Below are 25043 nucleotides of genomic sequence, written 5' to 3' on the forward strand. Positions count from 1 at the left end.
TTATCACAGCTTTAGGCGCTACTGATCACCCTGGTGTTACCGGAACCTTGAAGTTTGACGAAGAAGGCAACCCTAAAGACAAAGAAGTAACGATTATTAAAATTGATGGCGGTCAACTAAAATTTGATTCCACAGTTGTTAATCAATAGCATTTAGCAAAGCACAATATTACAAAAAGTACGAGGATATAGGAGAGGGTCATCTCTTCTATATCCATTTTATGTTATTCTATAAAGGAGGATACATCGTGAATTTATTTCTGCAACAGCTGATCAACGGGCTAAATGTAGGGAGTATCTATGCGCTCATCGCAATCGGTTATACCATGGTATATGGCATCATAAAGCTTATCAACTTTGCCCATGGTGAAATCATGATGTTTGGCGCTTATTTTGCATTCATTGCAGCTACCAGTTTTCAATTACCGGTTTGGGCAGTGCTTTTATCTTCAATGATCATTATGTCCATTATTGGTGTAACGATCGAATTTATTGCTTACCGACCGCTTAGAAATGCGCCTCGACTATCAGCTTTGATTACGGCCATTGGTGTGAGTTTGTTCTTACAGAATCTGGCACTGATTATTTTCAAACCCGATCCAAAGGTCATGCCCAAAATTTTTCCTGAAACCATTTATAAATTGGGAGAAATTGATATCAGCTCAACCACTCTGATTACCATAGGTTTATCTTTGTTTTTTATGGTTTTACTGGATCTTTATATTAGAAAAACAAAACAGGGTCGTGCCATGCGTGCCGTATCAGAAGACAAGGATGCTGCGATTCTGATGGGTATTAATGTAAATCGAACGATTTCGCTAACCTTTGCTGTCGGTTCTGCTCTGGGTGCATTGGGTGGAGTTTTATTTAGTGTTGCTTATATTCAAGTTTACCCAACCATGGGGGTTATGCCGGGACTTAAAGCTTTTATCGCGGCAGTTTTGGGCGGTATTGGTATCATCCCTGGTGCTATGTTGGGCGGCTTTATCATCGGCATGGTCGAAACAATGACAAAGGCGTATCTTTCGACGACTTGGGCAGATGCGATTGTTTTTGCGATATTAATCATTGTTCTGCTTTTCAAACCAACCGGAATTTTGGGCAAAAATACGAGAGAGAAGGTATAGTCAATGGATCATAACAAGAAAAAAGCATATCTCGTCAATACCATTGCTGTCGTTTCTCTCTATCTTGTATTTTTTGTTTTAATCCAGACAAAAACGATGAATAACTATTTTGTCGGAATTGCGATTATGACCTGCATTATGATCATTATGGCGATGAGTTTAAATATCGTTGCCGGATTCCTGGGCGAGATGGCTTTAGGTCACGCCGGTTTCATGGCCATCGGTGCCTATGCATCGGCCAGTTTTTCAATGGCTCTCGTTAGTAGTGGGCTACCATTGCCAAAGATAATTATTCTTATTCTGGCGATGATAATTGGAGGGATTGTTGCAGGGATTTTTGGTTTCCTGATCGGCACCCCGACATTACGGCTGCGCGGCGATTATCTTGGTATTGTTACCATTGGTTTTTCAGAAATTATTCGAATTTTCTTTATTAATTTTGGACCAACTGGTGGTGCAGCTGGTTTAAAAGGGATTACCAGACTGGTTAATTTTCATAATGTATTCTGGATCACAATCATCATTGTTCTACTGATTTTTACATTGGGACGATCCAAGCAGGGACGTGCAATTATTTCGATTAGAGAAGATGAGATTGCTTCTGAAGCAGCCGGAATTCCAACAACACGATATAAGGTACTGGCGTTTTCACTGGCAGCATTTTTTGCCGGAATTGGTGGTGCTTTGTATGCCCACTACCAATCATTTCTGGAACCCAGTAAGTTTGGCTTTATGTTTTCAATTGAAATGTTTGTAATTGTTGTTTTAGGCGGGCTAGGAAGTTTAACCGGTTCGATCATTTCAGCAATTGTTTTAACAGTGCTACCCGAAATGCTTAGAACCTTCTCCGAATATCGGTTGCTGGTTTATTCGTTGGTGCTGATTATTATGATGATTTTTAGACCCCAGGGAATTTTTGGACGATCGGAATTCTCGCTAACGGCCTTCATTGAATCTCTGATCCAACGTAAAAATGTCAAGAATTCCACTGACGGAGGTGAAGTATCATGACCGTTTTATCAGCAAAAAATATAACCATGCAATTTGGTGGCTTGACCGCGGTTGATCAGTTCAACCTGGAGTTAGATGCTAATGAATTGGTTGGATTAATCGGACCTAATGGGGCAGGAAAAACGACCATTTTTAATATGCTCACCGGAGTTTATGTACCAACCATGGGCGAAATTATGCTAAATAGCCAAAGTATTATAAAAAAAATGCCCCACGAAATTGTCAAACTGGGAGCAAGCCGAACCTTTCAGAACATTCGCCTTTTTAAAGATTTGACAGCGGTTGAAAATGTCAAAATAGCTTATCATAATTTTATCGATTATAACATGGTTCAGGGTATGTTCAGAACAAAAAAATTCTGGGATCAAGAAAAGAAGGCTCAGGAAGAATGCATGAAACTTCTGGACATTTTTGATATGGGCGAGTATGCTGATACGCTGGCAAAAAACCTCCCCTATGGACAGCAGCGAAAACTTGAAATCGCCAGAGCGCTGGCTTCTGACCCTAAAGTACTGATGCTGGATGAACCGGCGGCGGGAATGAACCCCAATGAAACGGCCGAACTGATGGAAACCATCCACTTTATCAGAAATAAGTTTGATATTACAGTGTTGCTGATTGAACATGACATGAAATTGGTAATGGGGATTTGTGAACGGATCATTGTAGTGGATTATGGCAAAACGATTGCAGAAGGCACTCCGGATGAAATCAAGAATAATCCTGAAGTCATTCGTGCTTATTTAGGAGATTAGGAGGCCGCAGATGCTTAAAGTAAAAGATTTGAATGTACATTATGGAAAAATTCATGCCATTAAAGGCATTAGCTTCGAGGTGAACAAGGGTGAGATTGTTACCCTTATCGGAGCTAACGGCGCCGGAAAAACGACCATTCTCCAGACTATTTCAGGGCTCTTAAAACCGAGTGAAGGGATGATCTCCTTTGAGGGCGAGAATCTTAACAAGGTGCCAGCCCATCAGATACCGGTTATGGGAATTGCCCATGTTCCCGAAGGACGACGAATTTTTGCCGAAATGACGGTTTTCGAAAATCTTCAAATGGGTGCTTATATCAGAAATGATAAGCTTCAGATTCAGGAAGACATGGAAAAAATATTTCTTAATTTTCCTCGGTTAAAAGAACGAGTCAAACAAATTGCCGGAACCTTAAGTGGTGGTGAACAGCAAATGCTGGCGATGGGACGGGCTTTGATGACGCGGCCTAAGCTGATTCTGTTGGATGAACCATCGATGGGACTGGCTCCGCTGCTGGTTGATGAGATTTTTAATATGATCCAAACCGTTAACGATGCGGGCACCACGGTCTTGCTGGTCGAACAGAACGCCAACAAAGCTTTACATATTGCCAACCGCGCCTATGTTCTGGAAACCGGATATGTTAAACTTTCCGGTAATGCCAGAGATTTGCTGGTTAACCCGGAAGTTCAACAAGCATATTTAGGTGGGTGACTAAAAAGCTGTCTCAATCGAGGCAGTTTTTTAATGGAACTGCTATCTTTGCTAAATTTGACTGCATACACTCAAAACTTTTCTTAAACACCGTAATTTTCGTCCTTGATATGAAAATATACCTATGATATACTGTTAAAATTGAATGTGAATACAATTTATAGTGAAAGATACGGAGGATAACATGAGTACTACAGTAGAAAGTATTGAAAAAAATATCGCAACCCTGAAGATCGAAATTAGTCCGGAGGAATACTCAAAGGCTGTTAAAAAGTCCTATGATAAAAATAAAAAACGTTTTTCGGTTCCAGGATTCAGAAAAGGAAAAGCGCCTAAACAGGTAATCGAATCCTACTATGGAAAAAATGTCTTTATGGAAGATGCTATTGACTTTGCATTTGCCCCAGCTTATACAAGTGCTTTGGAAGAAACAGAAATTAAACCAGTGACCCGTCCAGATCTTGAAAATATTGAAAAGATCAGCGAAGAAGAAGGAGCAACCTTTATTGTTAAAGTCGGGGTTAAACCTGAGATTAAATTAGGCGAATATAAAGGTGCTGAAATTGACTCTTTAGAAGCGGTTATTAGCGCAGAAGAAATAGCTGAAGAGTTAGCTAAAACTCAGGATCAAAATGCCCGACTGATCACGTTAGAAAGTGGCGAAGTAAAAGATGGTGCGACAGTCACCATTGATTATGAAGGATTCTTAAATGATGAACCTTTTGCTGGTGGAAAAGGTACAGATTATGATCTGGTTATCGGCAGTGGAACCTTTATACCGGGATTTGAAGAGCAACTAATCGGGGCAAAAATCGGTCAAGAAGCAACGGTTAATGTGAGCTTCCCGGACGAATACCATGCTGAAAACCTTAAAGGTCAAGCAGTGGTATTTAAAGTTACCGTTAAAGGAATCAAAGAAAAAGAATTACCAGAATTAGACGACGATTTTGCTAAAGATACCAGTGAATTTGACACCTTGGATGAACTGAAAGCTGATGTGGAGGCACGTTTAAAAGATGCGAAAACAGCTGAATTAAGAAAAGCAGCTGAAATTGCAGTAGTAAATTTCGCGGTCGAAAATGCCGAAATTGATGTACCATATTTAATGATTGAAGAAGAAGTGGATAATAATTTACAGAACTTCGAATCACAGATGAAACAACAGGGAATTTCGTTAGAAGATTATTTTAAATTTACCAATGTCAACCGCGATGAGTTCAGAGACAACCTCAAAGAAGATGCAGAAAGAAATATTAAGACTGAGTTAGTTCTTTCGAAAATCGGTGAAATGGAAGCATTAGAAGCGACCGAAGAAGAAGTTGATGAAGAAATCAAAGTGTTTGCTGATGCTTATGGTCACGATTTTGAAGAATATAAAAAAGGACTTCAGGAAAGAATGTTAGACTATATCAAAGCAAATATTATCAGAAGAAAGACAGTTGAAATGCTCGTAGATGCGGCCATTACAAATGTATCTGAGTAATAAATAAGAAAGCAGGAAAGTGTATTCATGCTAACAAGTAAAATAACACAATCGTTAATTTCTAATAACCTAGTGCCGATGGTCGTCGAACAAACAGGCCGGGGAGAACGATCGTACGATTTGTTTTCAAGGTTGTTAAAAGAACGAATCATCTTTTTAAATGGCGAAATAAACGAAAATCTTTCGTCACTGATTGTTGGTCAATTGATTTTCTTAGAAGCAGATAATGCTGAAAAAGATATTCAGATCTACATCAACAGTCCTGGTGGATCAGTTACTGCTGGCCTTGCCATCTACGACACAATGAATTATATCCGTTGTAATGTGTCCACCATTTGTGTGGGCATGGCGGCATCGATGGGTGCGTTTTTATTGGCTGCTGGTGAAAAGGGCAAACGCTTTTCCCTACCAAATAGTGAAATTATGATTCATCAGCCCTTGGGCGGCGCCCAGGGACAAAGCACAGATGTCGAGATTTATGCGAAACGTCTGATCAAAACACGAGAGAAATTGAATTTAATTCTTAGCGAACGGACCGGGCAACCCCTGGAAACTATTGCTAAAGATACTGATCGCGATAATTTTATGGATCCTGACGAAGCGAAGGCCTACGGATTGATTGATGAGATCATTGTGTCGAGATAGGAGGCTTAAAAATGGCAAGAAAAGAAGACAGCATCGAAAATGCACGGTGTTCCTTTTGTGGTAAAAGCCAATCTCAGGTAAGACGAATGGTTGCAGGGCCGGGGGTTTATATTTGCAACGAATGTATTGAGCTCTGTGAAGAAATTATGGATGTGGAAAGCATGCCAGAGGAGATTGTCTTCGACGACGTCCCCAAACCGAAAGAGATCAAGCAAAAATTAAGCGAGTATGTGATTGCCCAGAACCGTGCTAAGCGCGCTCTTGCTGTGGCCGTTTACAATCATTACAAACGGATTACAGCCATGGATGAAAGTGATGCTGAAGTTGAATTACAGAAAAGCAATATCCTCTTAATTGGACCAACAGGATCAGGAAAAACCCTTTTAGCCCAAACTTTGGCTCGGGTTTTAAATGTTCCCTTTGCAATTGCTGATGCCACCTCATTAACAGAAGCCGGCTATGTCGGTGAAGATGTTGAGAACATTCTATTAAAACTCCTTCAGGCTGCTAATTTTGATGTAGCCAAGGCTGAAAAAGGCATCATTTACATCGATGAAATAGACAAGATTGCCAGAAAAGGTGATAATCCATCGATTACCCGAGACGTCAGCGGCGAAGGTGTTCAACAAGCTCTGCTAAAAATTCTGGAAGGAACAGTGGCCAATGTACCACCCCAGGGGGGGCGTAAACATCCCCATCAAGATTTCATTCAGATAAACACTAATAATATTCTATTTGTTTGTGGTGGAGCATTTGACGGTATGGATAAAGTGATTGAACAGCGAACCGAAAACAGCTCAATGGGTTTTGGTGCCGACATTCGCAGCTCTAAAGAAAAAATCGAAGACGATAACCTCAGTTCCGTTACTCCCCAGGATTTGTTGAAGTATGGTCTGATACCTGAGTTTATTGGTCGAATTCCAGTAATTGCTTCACTTGAACACCTCGATGAAGAAGCGCTGATTCAAATACTGACCGAACCACGAAATGCATTGGTAAAACAATATATAAAAATGTTTAGAATCGAAGGGGTCGAGTTGGAATTCCATCAGGATGCTCTGGTGGCGATTGCTAAGAAAGCAATGGACACGAAAACTGGTGCCAGAGGTCTACGGGGGATCATTGAGAATATTATGCTAGACATTATGTTTGAAGTGCCCTCAAATGAAAACATCGAAAAAGTAATTATCACCAAAGAAGTCGTTGAAAAACAAGTTGAGCCGATTATGATTTTAGGACAAAAAAGTAACAGCAAAAAGAAAAAGAATGATGTAGTATCTTAGATTTATTATATGGCCGTTCAAAAGACCAACTACTCTTTGGTATTTTATACCGTGTATTTGAAATTTTGTGCGGCTTTTTTAAGAGTAAGGGTATATCAAAGATAGGCAGTAAATGAATGATAAAAAAGTGCCATTCTTAATACGAGAGGTAAGGAGTTGATTAATTTGAGTATCGAGAAAAAAGAAATTCCAGAAGAAAACATCGACCATATCGGAATGACTGAACCAGAATTATTTGTTCAGGAAAAAGAAACCTTACCACTAATACCCCTACGGGGAATGAGTGTGTTTCCAGGGATGGTCGTTCATTTTGATGTTGGTCGCGAAAAGTCGGTTAAGGCTTTGGAAGCTGCGATGGAACGTGATCAAATGGCTTTTTTGGTCACTCAAAAAGAAGTCATCAAAGAAGATATCAATCCCGACGATTTTTATAATATTGGGTGTCGAGTCAAGGTCAAGCAATTACTTAAAATGCCGGACAATCTCGTCAGGGTTTTAGTAGAAGTTCAAGAAAGACGCGAAATCATTGAGTTTGAGAGCCTCGATCCCTACTTTCGGGTCACCACTAGACCGGTTCGTTCGGTTTACTTCGATACAAAAGAAAATCGTACATTAGTCCGAATGATACGGGAATCTTTTGCCAATTATATGAATGTTACCCGGAAGGTTGCCACCGATCTGATTCTGGCGATGGATTCCTTGGATGATCCCGACCAACTAATTGACATTATCGGCGCTAATTTATTCCTTGATCTCGAAGACAGTCAACGGTTGATCCAGGAAACTGACGTCAATAAACGACTAGTGTTGACTTATGAGATATTAGTCGAAGAAGTCGAAATGATTAAAATTGAACACAATATCGACGAAAAAGTACGAAGTGAAATGTATAAGCACCAGCGCGAGTATTATTTGCGGGAACAGATAAAAGTGATTCAAAGTGAATTAGGTGAAGGCGACGTTCAAAATGAACTCGATGTTTATCGTGAACGACTGGCGGCGCTGGAAGTTCAGGATGAAATCCGGGATAAGGTTCTAGGAGAACTTAACCGACTAAATAAGGTGCCCCAGGGTTCTTCTGAAGCAGGATTAATCCAGACCTATGTGGAATGGATATTGGATCTTCCCTGGAATACATTGACGGAAGAAACCATCGATGTTTCAATTGCCAGAAAAATATTGGATGAAGACCATTATGCTTTAAAAAAGGTCAAAGAGCGAATTCTTGAATATATTTCAGTGCTTCAGCTTTCAAATAGCCTGAAATCTCCGATTATCTGTTTGGTGGGACCACCGGGTGTAGGAAAAACATCGATTGCAAAATCCATCGCTCGGGCACTAAACCGTGAATATGTCAGGATGTCATTGGGTGGAATGCGCGATGAAGCTGAAATCAGAGGTCATCGACGCACCTATATCGGAGCTATCCCGGGACGGATTCTTTATAACATTAAAAAATGCGGAACCCGAAATCCGCTGTTTTTACTGGATGAAATTGACAAACTGGGACAGGACTTTAATGGCGACCCGGCATCGGCGCTACTAGAAGTGTTGGATCCGGAACAGAATAATACCTTTACCGATCACTATCTGGAATTGCCATTTGATTTGTCTCAGGTACTTTTCTTAACAACTGCCAATTCGTTATCAAGTATTCCCAGACCGTTACTGGATCGTATGGAAATCATTGACGTCAATGGCTATGTTGAAAGTGAAAAAGTGGAAATCGCGCAGCGTTATCTGATACCAAAACAATTAGAAATTCATGGCTTAAAAAAATCAACCTGTAAATTTAGTGAAGCAGTGATTAAGAACACCATCGAATACTATACCCGAGAGTCAGGAGTCCGAGAACTGGAACGAAAAATTGCCCAGATTTGTCGGGTAGCTGCCAAAGAAATTGTTGAACACAAGAAAAAGAGTATCAGCATTACCCAAAAGAACCTGGAAAAGTTCTTAGGGAAGCATCGTTATTCTTTTGATACTGTCGGTGATAAAAAAGAAGTGGGGTTGGTCAATGGCTTGGCCTGGACACCGGTTGGCGGCGATACCCTGCAAATTGAAGTGATTGTTGTCGACGGGACTGGAAAGATTGAAATAACCGGTCAACTGGGTGATGTGATGAAAGAATCAGTCAAAGCGGGGATCAGTTATATTCGTTCTCAGGCAGCTGTGCTGGGGATCGAGTCTGATTTTTACTCAAAAAAAGATATTCATCTCCATGTCCCAGAAGGTGCAGTCCCCAAGGATGGACCTTCGGCCGGGATCACCGTTACAACGGCGCTGATTTCATCACTGACCAATATGCCGGTACCGCAAAATCTGGCAATGACCGGAGAAATAACGCTTAGTGGTCGGGTGTTACCGATCGGTGGACTACGCGAAAAACTGACGGCAGCCCATCGCGCCGGTATCAAAGAAATTATTTTACCAAAAGAAAATGAAAAAGATCTGGAAGATGTTCCAAATGTAGTTTTGGAGGCTTTACATATTCAGTCTGTTTCAAAAATGAGCGAGGTCACCCAAATCGTCTTTAAACAGCTACAGTAAGGTAGATTGACCAAACTCCCAGGAAATGGAGAAAGTAATGAAAGTAATAAAAGCAGAGATTGTCATTAGTGCTGTAGCGGAAGCTCAGTACCCTGATGACAATCTGCCAGAGATAGTATTACTAGGGCGCTCAAATGTGGGTAAGTCAACCTTTGTTAATACCCTGATTGAACGTCGCAGTCTGGCACGAACCAGTTCGCAACCGGGAAAGACCCAGACGATGAACTTCTATCGGATCAATGATCTGTTTCATTTTGTCGATATGCCCGGATATGGCTATGCCAAAGCATCGAAAACGGAACGTGAAAAATGGGGAAAAATGATTGAAAAGTACCTCAGAAATCGCGAAAACGTGGTGATGATTTTCCAGCTCATTGATTCCCGTCACGATCCTTCTGAAGATGATCTGCTGATGTATGAATGGTTGGTACATTATGGTCTTAATCCGATGATTATTGGCACCAAGGCGGATAAAATTTCAAAAACCAATCAGAAAAAATCGCTCAACCGGATTGCTAAAGCACTAAACCTGAGAGATTCACGGGAAGTGATTCTTTTTTCAGCAGAAACAAAGCTGGGTAAAGAAGAAGTATGGGAGCATATTGAAAAGATCTTAAAATAAAAAAGGGCTTCCTATCATCAGGAAGCTTTTTCCAGTTTCACAGCGGTTTTTGAAAGAGAGAGAGCATGACTGAAGAAAAATTTCGTAGACTGGCTGAACAATCAGGAATTGATCTGATTGGCTTTTTTTCGGTGGAGCCGCTGAAGGAATGTCTGCCCAATCTGATCAAGCGCCACCAGGCAGGATTATCGACTGGTTTAGAGGGTGGGGAACCCGAGCAAAGAATTGATTACCGCAGAGTGTTTCCATCTGCAAAAACGGGGATCGCCATTGGTGTCAGCAACTTTCAGGCCATTGCGGCAGTCGTCGATGATCAGCTGCGTGGCCAGTTTGCTTCGGTTTCCTGGGGCGAGGATTATCATCAGGTACTGAGGCGAAAAATGATTGAACTGATGGAAACCGTTAATGACGAAAATCAAAGAATGAGAGAATTGCCGATCAATTACCAGGTGTTTGTTGATAACAGTCCGCTAGTTGATCGCGGTTCGGCATACCGGGCCGGCTTGGGATTTTTTGGCAAAAACAACTGCCTGATCAATCATCAATTGGGCTCATTTTTCTTTATCGGGCAGATTTTGATCGACTCAGAGATTACTTATACCCAGCCTCAATTGGTTGAAAATGGCTGTGGTACTTGCCGCCGCTGTCTGGATGCTTGTCCTAATCAGGCGCTTGGTGAAGGGTATAGTCTGGATCCGTCAAAATGCATTTCATATCTTACTCAAAAAAAATCCCTATCACCTGCTGAAGAAGCCAGGATTAGTATCTATCTTTATGGCTGCGACCTCTGTCAACTGGCGTGTCCTTATAACCAGGATCTAAAAAAAACTCCGGAGCAAGCCTTTTGGATAGATGCCGAGACCGCTTCACCACGGCTGTTGGATATTCTGGCACTGACAAACAAAAGTTTCAAAATCCGCTATCGACAAACATCAAGTGGTTGGCGGGGAAAGAAAAATCTTTTGCGAAATGCCCAATTAATCATCAAAAATAAAATAATACATGATTAATCGAAGATTAAGTGCTATAATATCAGAGTTAATGAACTTTTTTTATTTATTTTAATTAAACATGGAGGAAAAATGATACGAGATCGCTTTGCACCGAGCCCAACTGGAAATGTTCATGTTGGAAGCCTACGGACAGCACTGTATAACTATTTATATGCGAAAAAAATGGGCGGAGAATTTTTGCTCCGTCTTGAGGATACCGATCAGACCCGGCTAGAACAGGGCGCTGTCGACAATTTGCTGGATGCACTGAACATGACTGGTGTAATCCCGGATGAAGGCTTAATAAAAGAGAATCACAATATTGTTCAAAAAGGTCAGCATGGTCCTTATATTCAGTCACAGCGGCTGGATATCTATAAGCAATACATTGAGATGCTTCTTAATCAGGGACAGGCTTATTATTGTTTCTGTAGCAAAGAGCGGCTCGAAGAGGTCAGAAATGAGCAAAAAGATAAGGGTGAAACCCCTAAATACGATGGAAAATGTCGTTCGCTGACGAAGGATGAAATTGCAGAGAATATTGCCGCGGGATTGCCCCATACCGTCCGATTAAAGTTGCCGGAAAACCATGTGATCAGTTTTGATGATCTGGTTCGGGGTGCCATTGAGATGAATACCAACGATTTAGATGATCAGGTGCTATTAAAAGCAGATGGATTTCCAACCTACCACATGGCGGTAGTTGTTGATGATCATCTGATGGCGATTACCCACGTCATTCGAGGGGAAGAATGGCTACCATCGACACCAAAACACGTGTACCTTTATGAATGTTTTGGATGGGAGTCTCCAAAGTTTGTTCATTTGCCCAATATCTTGAATGATGACCGTAAAAAGCTTAGCAAACGTCAGGGCGACGTATCAGTAGGCGACTTTCTGGCAAAGGGTTATTTACCGGAAGCTTTAGTCAATTTCTTAGCGCTTCTAGGCTGGAGTCCAGAGAATCAGCAGGAAATATTTTCGATGGCGGAATTGATCGAGGCCTTTGACCTTACCCGGATTAATAAATCCGGAGCTGTTTTTGATCGGGCTAAACTTAACTGGATGAATGCCCATTATATTAAAGAAATGCCAATTGAAAACTTGGTTAATCACCTGACCCCGTTCTTGGTAAATGCTAGGGTAATAACCGAACAAGAAATTTCCGCAAAACAGGAATGGTTATCCAAAATTGCCGAGATTTTAAGAGATCGGATTGAATTCTTTGCCCAGGCGCCACAGGAACTTGAAATGATCTTAAAAAGTGACTTTATTATTGAGGATCAGGAAGCATTGGCATTGCTCCATGAAGAGTCCTCAAAGCGCCTCTATCAGGCGCTTACAACTAAGATCGAGGCGACTGAAGTATTAGATGCCGCCCGGGGGAAAGCGATCCTCAAAGAAATACAAAAAGAAGAAAAAATCAAAGGCAAAATGCTCTTTATGCCAAGCCGGATCATGATCACCGGGGAAATGCATGGACCGGATCTGACATTAATTATGGATGTGCTGGGTAAAGATGAGGTTTTAAACCGGATCAAATCAGTGGCATCGATTATGCAATTATAAATAAAGACAAGGAGGAAAGTACATGAGTAAGCAAAAATCAAATAGTAAAACAAAAAGCGGCATTCAATTGATCCTGATTACGCTGTTTATTGCGTTAGTGGGTTATGTACTCTTTAGTGGGGTGTCAGTAGGTGTTTATGACATCGGTAATGTGAGCAATAATATCAACTACGGCTTGGATTTAACAGGTGGGGTAAATGTGGTTCTAGAAGCCGAGGCAACCGACGATGACCCAGTTACAGCTGAAAAAATTGAATCAGCGATGCTGACCATTCGCCAGCGAATTGATAGCCTGGGTGTTTCGGAACCGACCATCACTAAACAGGGTGATAACCGGATCCGGGTTTCGATTCCATCGGTTAGTGATCAGGAAGAAGCGCTAACGCTGATTGGCAAGACAGCCCAGCTAGAATTTGTTGGTCCGGATGGCACTGTTATTCTGACCGGTAAAGATGTGGTCGATTCAAAAGGCGTAATGCAGACAGACAGCTCAGGTTTGGAAAAAGCGGTAGTTACTTTGAAATTTAGTGAAGAAGGTACCAAGTTTTTTGCTGACGCCACCGAAAAATATATTGGACAGGCGATTCAGATCAAATTGGATGACGAAATTATTTCATCGCCAACCGTCAACGTCGCAATCACTACCGGAGAAGCGGTGATTGAAGGGATTGGTAATATCGAAGAAGCGGGTAATCTGGCTTCGCTTATTCGCGGCGGTGCCTTACCAGTCAAACTGGTGCCGATTGAAGTAAGAACCGTGGGACCTACACTAGGTCAGAATTCTTTGGATAAAAGTATTTATGCTGGAATGATCGGGATTGGTCTGGTGCTCATCTTTATGCTGATTTTTTACCGCGGGCTGGGAATCATTGCTGACTTGGCACTGATTATCTTTATCATAATTTTTATGATCATTCTAACAGCACTCAACGTCACCCTGACGCTTCCGGGTATTGCCGGACTGATCCTTACTATAGGGATGGCGGTTGATGCCAATGTCATTATTTTTGAGCGCATTAAAGAAGAAGCGCGGTTAGGAAAATCATTGCTGACAGCGATTGATAATGGCTTTTCGAGAGCCTTCAAAACGATCCTGGATTCAAATGTCACCACCTTGATTGCTGGTTTTGTGCTCTTCTTTTTAGGCAGTGGCAGTGTCCAGGGATTTGCGGTTACCTTGATTTTAGGAATTCTTGTGAGTATGTTCACCGCTGTTGTCATTACCAAACAACTGATTATTTTACTAGTAAAAACGGAATTGTTTAAGAGCAATACCTTTTACGGAATATAGAAAGGAGACCATAATGAAAAAGAACATTCAAATTGTAGAAAAAAGCAAAATATGGTTTGCCTTTTCATTGATTCTTATTGCCATCAGTATCGGCTCTTTGTTTATTAATGGACTAAATTTTGGGATCGACTTTATTGGTGGAACCATTGTCACCATTGAACTGAACACTCCATTTGAAACCAGTGACGCCAAGGCCTTGATTGAAGAGTATGATTCCAGCGCAGATGTAACCTATGCTGGAGAAGCAAAAACCCAGGTAATTATTTCTACCAAAAAAGACTTGTCAACCGATGATCGACAGGCGCTATTTGCTAAATTTCAGGAAAAATACAATTTAGAAGATACCGACCTGTTATCTATTGATACGGTTAGTCCATCAATCGGTGCGGAAATGGCCAACAGTGCCATGATCGCGGCCGTTGTCGCGGTTTTACTGATGCTGGTGTATATCACCTTCCGCTTCGAATTTATGTTTGGTTTGGCAGCTGTTGTTGCCTTGATCAATGACTTGATCATTGTTTTAGGTGTTTATTCGATCTTTCAAATTCAAGTCAATTCCCCGTTAATTGCAGCTTTATTAACGATACTGGGATATTCGATCAATGATACCATTGTCGTCTTCGATCGAATTCGTGAAAATCGTCCCAAATTTGGCAAATATGAATTTGCCAGTTTAGTCGATACTAGTGTTTCGCAAACCCTACGACGAAGTATCAATACGTCCTTTACCACCTTGTTGGCAATCGGCGCCCTATATGTTTTTGGGGTACCAGCAGTACAGGATTTTGCTCTGCCCTTAATGGTAGGGATTGTCTGCGGAACCTATTCTTCGATTTTTGTTGCCGGTACGCTTTGGTGTAAGATTAAAGAATTTCAGGTTAGCAAAAGAACTGTCGTCAAAAATTAAGCTGAGTTAATGAAATAAAAAAGTAACAAACGATTGGCGTCAAGGAGGCAACTCCCTGACGCTTTCGTTTTAAGGTATCAAACGCTAAGAGCATACTAAAGTCTATCAATAATTTGATCTTGAGGTGAATATGTCAGCCAATACGAAATGGATATTAAGAAGAAACAAAAATAGTCATTTAAGTAAATCTGAATATCAAAGTTTAAAAAACCAAATGACAGGCGAGCTTAAATTAGGGAGTCGGACGGCTGAAATACTAATCAACCGCGGGCTGACTTCGGTTGTCGAAACGCAGCGTTATCTCAATCCCACGCTAAATGATCTTCATGATCCCTTTCTCTTTGATGATATGAATAAAGTAGTGGATCGGATCGCAAAAGCAAAGGAGTCAAGCGAAAAAATATGTCTCTATGGTGACTATGATGCTGATGGAACCACCGGGGTATCGATCCTGCTCAATTTTCTCAAAAGCAACGGATTTGATGTATCATATTTTATTCCTAATCGACTGATCACCGGCTATGGCCTCCACGTTGATCCCTTGTTGGAAATAATTAATCGGGGGGTGGGGTTGCTGATTACTGTCGATAATGGCATTTCTGCTAATGAGCAAATAGATTTCTGCAATTTGCACAATCTGGATGTGATTGTTACCGACCATCACGAGTGTCACGGGAATCTTCCGGCCGCCTTTGGAATTATTAATCCCAAATTACCGGGTTCAAGCTATCCGTTTAAGGAATTATGCGGTGCTGGCGTGGCCTTTAAACTGATTCAAGCATTAAGCATTCGCTTGAGGCTTAATTATGATCTGCAGAGTGCGGTGGAATGCGTGGCCTTAGCGACAGTAGCTGATCTGGTTCCGCTGCAAAACGAGAATCGAAGTTTGGTTTCGCTAGGGCTAGAGTATCTTAACGCTGATCCTCGAAATCCTGGCATTCGGGCATTAATTGAAGTCAGTGAGCTGACACAGTTAAAGGCCTGGCATTTTGGATTTGTGCTGGGACCGAAAATTAATGCAGCCGGGCGGTTAGGCGAAGCAGATCGGATTGTTGATTTACTAACCGGATCAGATTCGCTAAAACTGAGGGAATTGGCAGAGTTCTTAAGTGAAGAAAATCGCAAGCGTCAGGATCTGGAATCTGATATTTTAACGGATGCCTTGGCTCAGGTTGAATCGCAAGAGCTATTTAAGGATGACATCATTATTGTAGCGGGGGAAAACTGGCACTCCGGAGTGATTGGTATTGTAGCCAGCCGCATCCAGGAGAAATACTATCGACCGGTGATCGTTATTAGTGTTGCCGAAGAAGTCGGTAAGGCGTCCTGTCGAAGCATTGAAGGATTTAATATTTTTGAGGCGCTTAAATCCTGTGGTGAGTATTTCAGCAGTTACGGCGGTCACGAGCAAGCCGCTGGTTTTAGCGTCAAAGCTGAAAATATTGACACAATAACAGAAAAAATAAAAAATTATGGAGAGACCGTCGGAATAAAAAAACATTTGATTAAAAAAATTCCCTACGATGCGATTATCGAATCAAGAGAAGTCACCTGGGAACTTTTTAATGATTGTTCTGATTTTGAGCCCTGCGGCATCGGTAACCCCGGGGTACAGTTTGTCATAAACAATCCCGAGATCGTTTCAATGGGAACCATGGGGAAGGACAACAACCATCTGCGTCTGAGTTTAAAAAGTGATCTCAGAGGAGTCGCTTTTGGGTTTGGCGATTTTTATAATGGCCAATCAGAATTGGCAGCAAATGGTTATCAGGGAGTGGAATTGCTATGCCGTTTGGATGCCAATGAATATCGGGGCGATAAAACCCTGCAATTACTAATTAAAGATATCCGGCAGAATCCCATTTGGGATTCTGAGACGGCCATGTTTTTGGTAAAAGCAATTGTCCGATCAGAAAATCCAAAGCAAGAAATTGATTTAGTAACTCATGACATAAATCCCGGCGACCTGTGTTTGTTGCGGGATACCATCAAAGATGTTTACGTTCTGCTCAACAACTCAAGAACGAGTGGGATACCGATTCAGTTGGGAAAAAAAATAGCTATTTCACCATTTCATTTTCTGATGGCATGCGAAACATTAAGGGAAGCTGGCTTGATTGCCTACAGAGTTAAGAATGGCTTGGTTTTTTCCAAAATAATAGAAACAAGGGAAAAAAAGGATATTCAAAACACGAAACTAATGATAAAATTAGGAAAAATGATTAGTGAATGATAAGGGAGATTTAAAATGGATCTAAAAGAAAATATTGGTATTTATGAAGATTTTCCAAAAGCAGGCATCAGCTTTAAGGATATTAATAGCCTGATTTTAAACCCCAAGGCGTTTTCGTATGTCATCGACGAAATGACAAAGGTTGCCAAAGCCCTAGATGCAAATATTGTCGTTATTCCAGAGGCGCGAGGCTATATTTTTGGAACCCCATTGGCTTATTTACTCGGAGCAGGATTGGTACCAATAAGAAAACCTGGTAAATTACCGGGTGAAGTTTCTTCAGAAGCCTATGACCTGGAGTATGGGTCAAATATTGTCGAGATACAAAAAAATGCGATCAAACCGGGAGATCGGATTATTATTGTCGATGATTTATTAGCCACCGGGGGAACCGTGATGGCTGCTACCAAACTGATTGAAAATCTGGGTGGGGAAATATCAGGGATTATTACGCTGATTGAACTCACTGAATTAGGCGGCCGAGAGCTACTTAAAAACTATTTTGTACACTCGATTGTGACCTACCCCTACTAAAAAGCACTCATTAATTAAAAAGGCAGAAACGATATGGATAATGACGCAGTAAGAGGAAAAATTGACAATGTAATAAACCTGGTAAAAGCAAATAATCCAGATGCTGAAACGGAGATGATCGATAAGGCTTATGACCTGGCAAGGGAAGCCCATAAGGATCAGAAACGTCTGTCTGGAGAGGACTATGTAATTCATCCGGTTTCTGTTGCTTACATTTTAGCAGAAATGCAAATGGACACAGAAACAATTGTTGCTGCCATTTTACATGATGTAATTGAAGACACCATCTATTCCTACGATTATATCAAGGAAGAGTTTAATGAAAATATCGCAGATCTAGTCGAAGGGGTCACAAAAATTGGACGGATTGGCTTTCAATCAAAAGAAGAAAGTCAGGCTGAAAATCTTCGAAAAATGATTTTGGCAATGTCTAAAGATATTCGCGTGATCTTAATCAAGCTGGTTGACCGGTTGCATAACATGCGAACCCTGGAATACATGCGCGAAGCCAAGCAGTTTGAAAAAGCCAAAGAGACGCTCGATATTTATGCACCGCTGGCCAATCGACTGGGAATTTCTACAATTAAGTGGGAACTGGAAGATCTGGCTCTGAAATATCTGGATCCGGATGGATATTATGATTTAGTTCAGAAAATAAAAATCAAGAAAAGCGCTCGGGAAGCTTATATTGCCGACGTGATTGATGTTTTGTCCAAAGAAATTGATAAAGTCGGCACCCATGCTGAAATATATGGACGATCAAAGCATTTTTACAGTATCTACCGAAAAATGAAAAGTCAGAATCGCAGCTTTGATGAAATCTACGATTTAATCGCAGTCCGGGTTATTGTGGATTCCTTAAAAGATTGTTACGGGGTGCTAGGGGTGGTGCATTCGCAATGGACACCAATTCCCGGACGCTTCAAAGATTATATCGCGATGCCCAAACCCAACCTTTACCAGTCGATTCATACTACGGTTATGGGCCCCAAAGGAGAACCCTTTGAAATCCAGATTCGCACCAGAGAAATGCATGAAACGGCAGAGTATGGGATTGCGGCGCACTGGAAGTATAAAGAAGGGCGAATGGATGCCAAGGATAATAAGTATGAAGTTCAGATGTCCTGGCTACGCCAAATGCTTGAACTGCAGCGGGACTCTGAAGATGCTGGTGAATTGGTGGAAACCATTAAAGTCGATCTACTCAACGAAGAGGTCTATGTCTTTTCACCCAAAGGGACGGTAGTTCCGCTACCAGCCGGATCGTGTCCACTGGACTTTGCCTACCGGATTCATAGTGATATCGGAAACTCTTGTGTCGGTGCCCGGGTAAATAATAAAATTGTGCCTCTGAACAGTCCCTTAAAGAGTGGCGATATTGTTGAAGTTATGACATCCAAGAATTCCAACGGCCCCAGCCGGGACTGGCTGACCTTTGTTAAAAGTGCTCATGCCCGCAATAAGATTAAGCAGTACTTCAAAAAAGAAGAAAAAGATGAAAATGTCCAAAAAGGCCGAAGCATTCTAGAACGGGAAATCAAACGGGAGGGATTACAGCACTCAAATTTATTAAATCTAAACAACTTAGAGCTGTTGGCTGAAAAGTGCAGCTACAAAAGCCTAAACGATTTCTACGCCGCTATTGGTTATAATGGGATAAAAATTGGTACAGTTTTTCAAAAGATGAGACTATTGTTTCCCAAGGAATTTCCGGAAGAAGTTGAAGAAATTGTTCTCAAAAAACCAACCAAGGATCCCAAGAAAACCAGCAGCACGGTGATCGTTGCCGGACACAACGAAATTGATGTCCATTTTGCTAAGTGCTGCAATCCAGTGCCTGGGGATAAAATCGTTGGTTATATTACAAAAGGACGGGGCATCTCGGTTCATCGAGCGGATTGTTCCAACGTTTTAAATCTTACCGATCCCAACCGGATTGTCGATGTGGAATGGAATAAATATAGTACCGGTTCATTTACCGCAGAAATTCACATCAAAGCCAGGGAATCCCCGGGCACGATCATTCAGATTTCAAAGACCTTTCTGGACATGGGAATCCCGGTGACAGCGCTGAATGCAAAAAATGAGAAAAATGAGTATGATTTCTTTTCGGCCACCCTTGAGGTAAAGAGCCGTCGAGAACTAAATTTACTGATAAAGAATTTGAATAAAATAAAAGAAATTACCCAGATTTACCGAGTGTAAGGAGACGTTATGCGGGCAGTGATACAGCGGGTATCCGCTTCAGAAGTGCGGATCAATAACGAGTCGGTGGGAAAAATTGCCCATGGACTCAATGTACTTCTCGGAATTAAGGAAGATGATACCGAAGCCGACATGGATTATATTATAAATAAGCTCATCAACCTGAGAATATTTGAAGATGATGAGGGCAAAATGAACCGCTCCATCCTTGATGTGGATGGGGAACTTTTGCTGGTTTCTCAATTTACCCTTTATGGTGACTGCCGTAAAGGGCGACGGCCCGGCTTTACCCGAAGTGGCTCAGTAGATCAAGCAGAAAAAAAATACGACGTTTTTATTGAAAAACTAAAAAACCAGCCAATCAAAAAAATTGAGACAGGGGTATTTCAAGCTGAAATGGAAGTTTTAATCGTCAATGATGGTCCGGTAACCTTGTTACTCGACAGTGAAAAGAATTTTTAGATAAATTAAGGGAGAACATATGCAAGTAATAAAAAAATCCCTGGGACAGATGGGAACAAACTGTTATCTGGTTTGGGATGAAAAAACGCTCGAAGCCGCGGTCATCGATCCTGGCTTTGAGGATCAGCGGATTAGTGATAGTATCAATGAAAATAAACTGAAGGTTAAATATATTTTACTGACACATGGTCATTTTGACCATCTCGGTGGGGTTAATCAGATTAGAAAGTTAACCGGTGCCAAGGTGCTTATTCATGAAAATGATGCCGATTGTCTGCTTGATCCGAGACGCAACCTTTCTGTTCTGGCAGGCATGTCGATGGTTTTAGAACCAGCTGATGGTTATTTAAAGGAAACCGAAACCGTTAGCTTAGGTGAGCTTGTTATTCGGGTGATCCATACACCAGGTCACTCAAAGGGCGGTATCTGTCTTCTGGCTGAGGATCAGCTTTTTGCTGGCGATACCCTTTTTAACACCTCTATTGGTCGAACAGATTTTGCCGATGGCGACTTAAACGAACTGCTAAATGAGATTGAAACAAAACTGTTTATCCTCGATGATGCAACCACTGTTTTGCCAGGACATGGTGAGAATACAACCATAGGGTATGAAAAAATGAACAATCCTTTTTTAAAGGGGCGTTTATAGGAGAATGGAATGAGAGTACTTCGTTTTGATTTGGAACGACCGGAGTTAGAGTATTATTTTCATGAATTATATCAAGCTTTCGATCCGGGGGTAAAAAACATCCTATTTGGCGAAGCAGATGGTGTATTATCTCAACGGAAGCTGGACAATGAACTGATTCTTACACTAGTATGGGAAGATGAAAAGACATTAACTCGGGCCTATCAATTCAATAAGAGTGATGAACCCCTTGAAAATAGTATTTACAAGGGGTTTCTTTATGATTTTTTATGTGAATACTTTGATAAACACTTGGAATGGGGAACATTAACAGGGATTAAACCGGTAAAAATGGTGCAAAATTACTTAAAGCTGGGTTGGTCTACGGCGAGAATCAGAAAAAGGTTCAGAGAATGCTATCGAGTCAGCAGTGATCGCACCGAGTTACTGATACGGATCGCAAAAAAACAGGCTGCTTTTATCCCAAGGGAGCTGGGGAGTGACGATATTCGCCGAATCAGTCTGTATGTCGGGATTCCCCTCTGTCCCTCAAAATGCGATTATTGCTCCTTTGTCTCTACTATTGTCGATAAAAAAGCTGAGAATCTGCAACAATACTTTGATCATCTCCTGATTGAAATACGGAAAACGGCAGAAATACTGAGAAGATATGATTTGCGAATTGATACCATGTACATCGGTGGCGGAACACCGACTGTATTAAGTGCCAGTCAATTAGAAAAGCTGATGTCAGCACTGGAAGAATCCTTTGATTTATCCCATCTCAGAGAATATACCTTAGAAGCCGGGCGACCAGAAACCATTAATCGCGATAAGCTGGAGGTTGCGAAAGCTCATGGCGTAGAGCGGATTTGTCTTAATCCCCAATCGATGAACGCTCAAACGCTAATGAATGTCGGAAGACCCTGGGAAGCAGGGTTGATCGAAAAACAGGTGGCAGAGATTAAATCATGCGCTTTTAAGACTTTGAATATGGATTTAATTGTGGGATTGGGAAATGAAACGTCGGAAGACTTTTTTAGATCCCTCGAAAGGGTAATAGCGTTGGAACCGGAAAATTTAACCATTCATAATTTGTCGATAAAAAAGGGCTCAAGAATAAAAGATCAAAATGGGATTGTTGTTGAAGATGGCTATGGCGAGGCCTTTTATCAGGCCGTAAAGAGCCGTTTAAGTCGTGTAGGTTTCGATCCCTATTATCTCTATCGCTTAAAATATACCAGAGATAACAGTGAAAATATTGGCTATGCCAAGCCAGGGCATGAAGGGATTTACAATATCCTGATGATGGCTGAATGTCAGTCTACCATCGGCATTGGCGCCGGTGCAACCGGAAATCTCTATGATCCGGTCACTAATAAGATTACCAAAGTGTTTACGGTTAAGGATATTAAGACTTATAATGAGCGGTTTGAGGAGATTGTGGAGAAGAAATGCAATGCTTATCGTCAATACTATCAGGGCGGAAAGAAATAGAAGCAATTTTTGCGATTTTTATCTATTGACAGCGCCGCGACATCTTCATTATAATATAAAGGTTAAGAAGATAAAATAATTACGTTATACATTGGAGGTAGAATGAATACTTATTATAGAAATACCATGTGTGGAGAGTTAACTGCAAGTGATGTTGATCAGGTCGTTGAACTGGCGGGTTGGGCGGATAATCGGCGAAATCTCGGCGGAGTCCTGTTTATTGATTTAAGAGACCGTTCTGGAAAAATTCAACTGGTTGTCAATGAAGAACGATCGGAAGTCTTTGAGATTGCTGAAAAGGTCAGAAATGAATATGTCTTATCGGTTAAAGGCAAGGTGGTCTTGCGAAGTCCGGAGAATGTTAATAAAAATATCCCGACTGGCGAAATCGAAGTCGAGATCATCGAAATTAAAATTCTGGATTCGTCGGAAACACCACCGATTTACATTGAGGATAACGATCAGACCAATGAAGCGGTGCGACTTAAATATCGGTACCTTGATCTGAGAAAACCAAAATACCAGAAAATTCTAAGAACGCGGCATCAGGCTGCTGCCATTGCCAGAAGTTTTCTAAATGAAAAAGGTTTTTTAGAAGTTGAAACGCCAATGCTGGCTAAACCGACCCCAGAAGGAGCCCGAGATTTTCTGGTCCCTTCCCGGGTACAAAAGGGTAAGTTCTTCGGTTTACCACAGTCACCTCAGCTTTACAAGCAGATCTTAATGATTTCAGGGGTAGACCGTTATTATCAAATTGCAAAATGTTTCCGAGACGAAGATTTAAGACAGGATCGTCAGCCGGAGTTTACCCAAATTGATATGGAGATGTCCTTTATTGATAAAGATGATATTATTGGTATCAACGAGGATATGATAGCTAAAATCATGAAGGATGTAAAAGGGGTAGAGGTTCAAACCCCGATGGTAAGAATGACTTATCAGGAAGCGATGGATCAATATGGATCGGATAAACCCGATACTCGATTTGGCTTAAAGTTGATTGATTTGTCAGAAATCGTCGAAAATTCAGAGTTTAAAGTATTTTCCGGCGCAGTTAAAAAAGGCGGCAGTGTTCGCGCCATTAATGCCAAAGGCGCCCAGGATAAATTGAGCAAAAAGGGCATCAAAGGTTTGGAAAGTTTCGCGAAGATTTATAAGGCCAAAGGTCTGGCCTGGATTGATGTTTCAGAAGGCGAGATGAAATCACCAATTCTGAAATTTATTTCAGACGAAGAAAAAGATGCTATTTTCGCGAAAACTGATGCCGAACCAGGGGATTTAATCTTCATTATTGCCGATACCAATGAGATAGTCTGTAATGCCCTGGGTCAATTACGGCTGGAACTGGCACGCAAATTGGAATTTGATTTAAATGATCAGTATAATTTCCTCTGGGTAACTGATTTTCCTTTACTCGAGTACGATCCGGAAGCAGGTCGTTATACCGCTAAACATCATCCCTTTACGATGCCTTTAGAAGAAGACTTGCAGTATCTGGAGACCGATCTCTTAAAAGTTCGGGCAGATGCCTACGATATGGTTGTCAACGGGATTGAATTGGGCGGCGGGAGCATCCGTATCCACAATCAGGATATTCAGGAAAAAGTCTTTAAAGCCCTGGGCTTTAGCCAGGAATCAGCATGGGAACAATTTGGTTTTCTGCTGGAAGCGCTTAAATATGGTACTCCACCTCATGGTGGTTTAGCTTTCGGGTTGGATCGCCTGGTGATGCTGCTAACCGATAATGATAATATCCGCGATGTCATCGCTTTTCCAAAAACTCAAAATCATGGCTGCCTGATGATGGATGCACCAGCTAGTGCTAGTCTGGATCAACTCATTGATTTGGGTATCAGTGTGGATGAATTGTAATGAAGGAAATAGGAACCGTTAGAACGCTTCGGGGAAATAACGCCGAAGTTGAGATCAAACGAAATTCAGCTTGTGGCGATTGCGGAGCTTGCCATGTCAGTAAAGACCAATCAGTGATGCTAACAACAGCCAAAAACCCAGTCAATGCCAAAAGTGGCGAAACTGTTGAGGTGGAGATGCAATTTGCCAATGTCTTTGTAGCAGCTTTTATTATGTATGGGATACCGCTGATTGCCTTTATTTTGGGAAGTAGTGTTGCATATTATTTAGTAGGCAGCTTAAATCTCCGGTGGGATCAGGTTCTGACATCATTTTTTACTGGCATTAGTCTGACCGTCATTGCCTATCTGTTAATACGGCAGGTTGATCGGCAGGGACGATTTAGTAGTAAATATCAACCGGTGATCGTGGCGATTGTCGAAAAAAAAGAAACCATTCCCACACCGATGGAAAAACGGATGGGTAATTAAATTTCAAGTGGTATCGGCGTTTTCTTTAACGTCGATACCCTTAATTTCGTAGAAGTTTTAATCGGTTTAAATGAATTAAATAAAAAAAGCTTGATTAATCCTTCATTAATCATTATAATATATTTACTGTCTGGGTGTAGCGCAGCTTGGTAGCGCGCTTGACTGGGGGTCAAGAGGCCGGAGGTTCGAATCC

At 41.4% G+C, this 25043-nt stretch carries 22 protein-coding genes; 21 read left to right on the forward strand and 1 reads right to left on the reverse strand.

What is annotated here, in order from left to right; all coding sequences use genetic code 11:
• Positions 1–220: 220 nt before the first annotated feature.
• The 21 genes from QZ998_RS13530 to QZ998_RS13630 all read left to right on the forward strand — a co-directional run bounded on the left by QZ998_RS13530 (position 221) and on the right by QZ998_RS13630 (position 24850).
• On the forward strand, positions 221–1126 hold the full coding sequence (locus QZ998_RS13530) for a branched-chain amino acid ABC transporter permease (protein ID WP_296561359.1): 906 nt from the start codon (positions 221–223) through the stop codon (positions 1124–1126).
• 3 nt (positions 1127–1129) lie between these two features.
• Positions 1130–2137, forward strand: coding sequence for a branched-chain amino acid ABC transporter permease (locus QZ998_RS13535; protein ID WP_296561360.1), 1008 nt, complete (start codon positions 1130–1132; stop codon positions 2135–2137).
• The gene (locus tag QZ998_RS13540) at positions 2134–2892 is read left to right on the forward strand and encodes an ABC transporter ATP-binding protein (RefSeq protein WP_296561361.1); all 759 of its coding nucleotides are present in this window, start codon (positions 2134–2136) and stop codon (positions 2890–2892) included. The genes QZ998_RS13535 and QZ998_RS13540 overlap by 4 nt, the downstream gene beginning before the upstream one ends.
• A gap of 10 nt (positions 2893–2902) precedes the next feature.
• The gene (locus QZ998_RS13545) at positions 2903–3607 is read left to right on the forward strand and encodes an ABC transporter ATP-binding protein (RefSeq protein ID WP_296561362.1); all 705 of its coding nucleotides are present in this window, start codon (positions 2903–2905) and stop codon (positions 3605–3607) included.
• A 163-nt stretch (positions 3608–3770) separates the two neighbouring features.
• Complete coding sequence (tig, locus tag QZ998_RS13550; RefSeq protein ID WP_296561363.1) at positions 3771–5090, forward strand: trigger factor; 1320 nt, start codon at positions 3771–3773, stop codon at positions 5088–5090.
• Positions 5091–5117: 27 nt separating this feature from the next.
• A complete protein-coding gene (gene clpP / locus QZ998_RS13555) occupies positions 5118–5735 on the forward strand; it encodes an ATP-dependent Clp endopeptidase proteolytic subunit ClpP (protein WP_296561364.1) in 618 nt (205 codons plus the stop codon).
• Positions 5736–5746: 11 nt separating this feature from the next.
• On the forward strand, positions 5747–7018 hold the full coding sequence (gene clpX, locus QZ998_RS13560; RefSeq protein ID WP_296561365.1) for an ATP-dependent Clp protease ATP-binding subunit ClpX: 1272 nt from the start codon (positions 5747–5749) through the stop codon (positions 7016–7018).
• Between the two features lie 165 nt (positions 7019–7183).
• Positions 7184–9568, forward strand: a complete 2385-nt coding sequence (gene lon / locus QZ998_RS13565) for an endopeptidase La (RefSeq protein ID WP_296561366.1) — start codon at positions 7184–7186, stop codon at positions 9566–9568.
• Between the two features lie 37 nt (positions 9569–9605).
• Entirely contained in the window at positions 9606–10190 is a 585-nt protein-coding gene (gene yihA, locus QZ998_RS13570) for a ribosome biogenesis GTP-binding protein YihA/YsxC (RefSeq protein ID WP_296561367.1), read from the forward strand.
• A 65-nt stretch (positions 10191–10255) separates the two neighbouring features.
• Positions 10256–11200 (forward strand): tRNA epoxyqueuosine(34) reductase QueG, encoded by a 945-nt coding sequence (queG, locus tag QZ998_RS13575; RefSeq protein WP_296561369.1) that lies wholly within the window; start codon positions 10256–10258, stop codon positions 11198–11200.
• A gap of 72 nt (positions 11201–11272) precedes the next feature.
• On the forward strand, positions 11273–12751 hold the full coding sequence (gene gltX, locus QZ998_RS13580; protein WP_296561370.1) for a glutamate--tRNA ligase: 1479 nt from the start codon (positions 11273–11275) through the stop codon (positions 12749–12751).
• Positions 12752–12773: 22 nt separating this feature from the next.
• Positions 12774–14042: a protein translocase subunit SecD gene (gene secD, locus QZ998_RS13585; RefSeq protein WP_296561371.1), complete on the forward strand. Its 1269-nt coding sequence runs from the start codon at positions 12774–12776 to the stop codon at positions 14040–14042.
• A 13-nt stretch (positions 14043–14055) separates the two neighbouring features.
• Positions 14056–14949: a protein translocase subunit SecF gene (gene secF, locus QZ998_RS13590; protein ID WP_296561372.1), complete on the forward strand. Its 894-nt coding sequence runs from the start codon at positions 14056–14058 to the stop codon at positions 14947–14949.
• A gap of 130 nt (positions 14950–15079) precedes the next feature.
• The gene (gene recJ, locus QZ998_RS13595; protein ID WP_296561373.1) at positions 15080–17182 is read left to right on the forward strand and encodes a single-stranded-DNA-specific exonuclease RecJ; all 2103 of its coding nucleotides are present in this window, start codon (positions 15080–15082) and stop codon (positions 17180–17182) included.
• Positions 17183–17197: 15 nt separating this feature from the next.
• Positions 17198–17716 (forward strand): adenine phosphoribosyltransferase, encoded by a 519-nt coding sequence (locus tag QZ998_RS13600; RefSeq protein ID WP_296561374.1) that lies wholly within the window; start codon positions 17198–17200, stop codon positions 17714–17716.
• Between the two features lie 33 nt (positions 17717–17749).
• Positions 17750–19921, forward strand: a complete 2172-nt coding sequence (locus QZ998_RS13605) for a bifunctional (p)ppGpp synthetase/guanosine-3',5'-bis(diphosphate) 3'-pyrophosphohydrolase (protein ID WP_296561375.1) — start codon at positions 17750–17752, stop codon at positions 19919–19921.
• A 9-nt stretch (positions 19922–19930) separates the two neighbouring features.
• Positions 19931–20383: a D-aminoacyl-tRNA deacylase gene (gene dtd, locus QZ998_RS13610; RefSeq protein ID WP_296561376.1), complete on the forward strand. Its 453-nt coding sequence runs from the start codon at positions 19931–19933 to the stop codon at positions 20381–20383.
• A gap of 19 nt (positions 20384–20402) precedes the next feature.
• The gene (locus QZ998_RS13615; RefSeq protein ID WP_296561377.1) at positions 20403–21032 is read left to right on the forward strand and encodes an MBL fold metallo-hydrolase; all 630 of its coding nucleotides are present in this window, start codon (positions 20403–20405) and stop codon (positions 21030–21032) included.
• A 9-nt stretch (positions 21033–21041) separates the two neighbouring features.
• Positions 21042–22508, forward strand: coding sequence for a coproporphyrinogen dehydrogenase HemZ (hemZ, locus tag QZ998_RS13620; protein ID WP_296561378.1), 1467 nt, complete (start codon positions 21042–21044; stop codon positions 22506–22508).
• Positions 22509–22610: 102 nt separating this feature from the next.
• Complete coding sequence (aspS, locus tag QZ998_RS13625; protein WP_296561380.1) at positions 22611–24380, forward strand: aspartate--tRNA ligase; 1770 nt, start codon at positions 22611–22613, stop codon at positions 24378–24380.
• Complete coding sequence (locus tag QZ998_RS13630; protein ID WP_296561381.1) at positions 24380–24850, forward strand: SoxR reducing system RseC family protein; 471 nt, start codon at positions 24380–24382, stop codon at positions 24848–24850. Before aspS ends, QZ998_RS13630 begins: the two co-directional genes overlap by 1 nt.
• Here QZ998_RS13630 and QZ998_RS13635 read toward each other — a convergent pair.
• On the reverse strand, positions 24847–25043 hold a 197-nt coding region (locus QZ998_RS13635; RefSeq protein ID WP_296561383.1), incomplete at its 5' end, for a hypothetical protein. The genes QZ998_RS13630 and QZ998_RS13635 overlap by 4 nt on opposite strands.

The organism is uncultured Acetobacterium sp. (genome assembly GCF_927416815.1).
Classification (GTDB): Bacteria; Bacillota; Clostridia; order Eubacteriales; family Eubacteriaceae; genus Acetobacterium.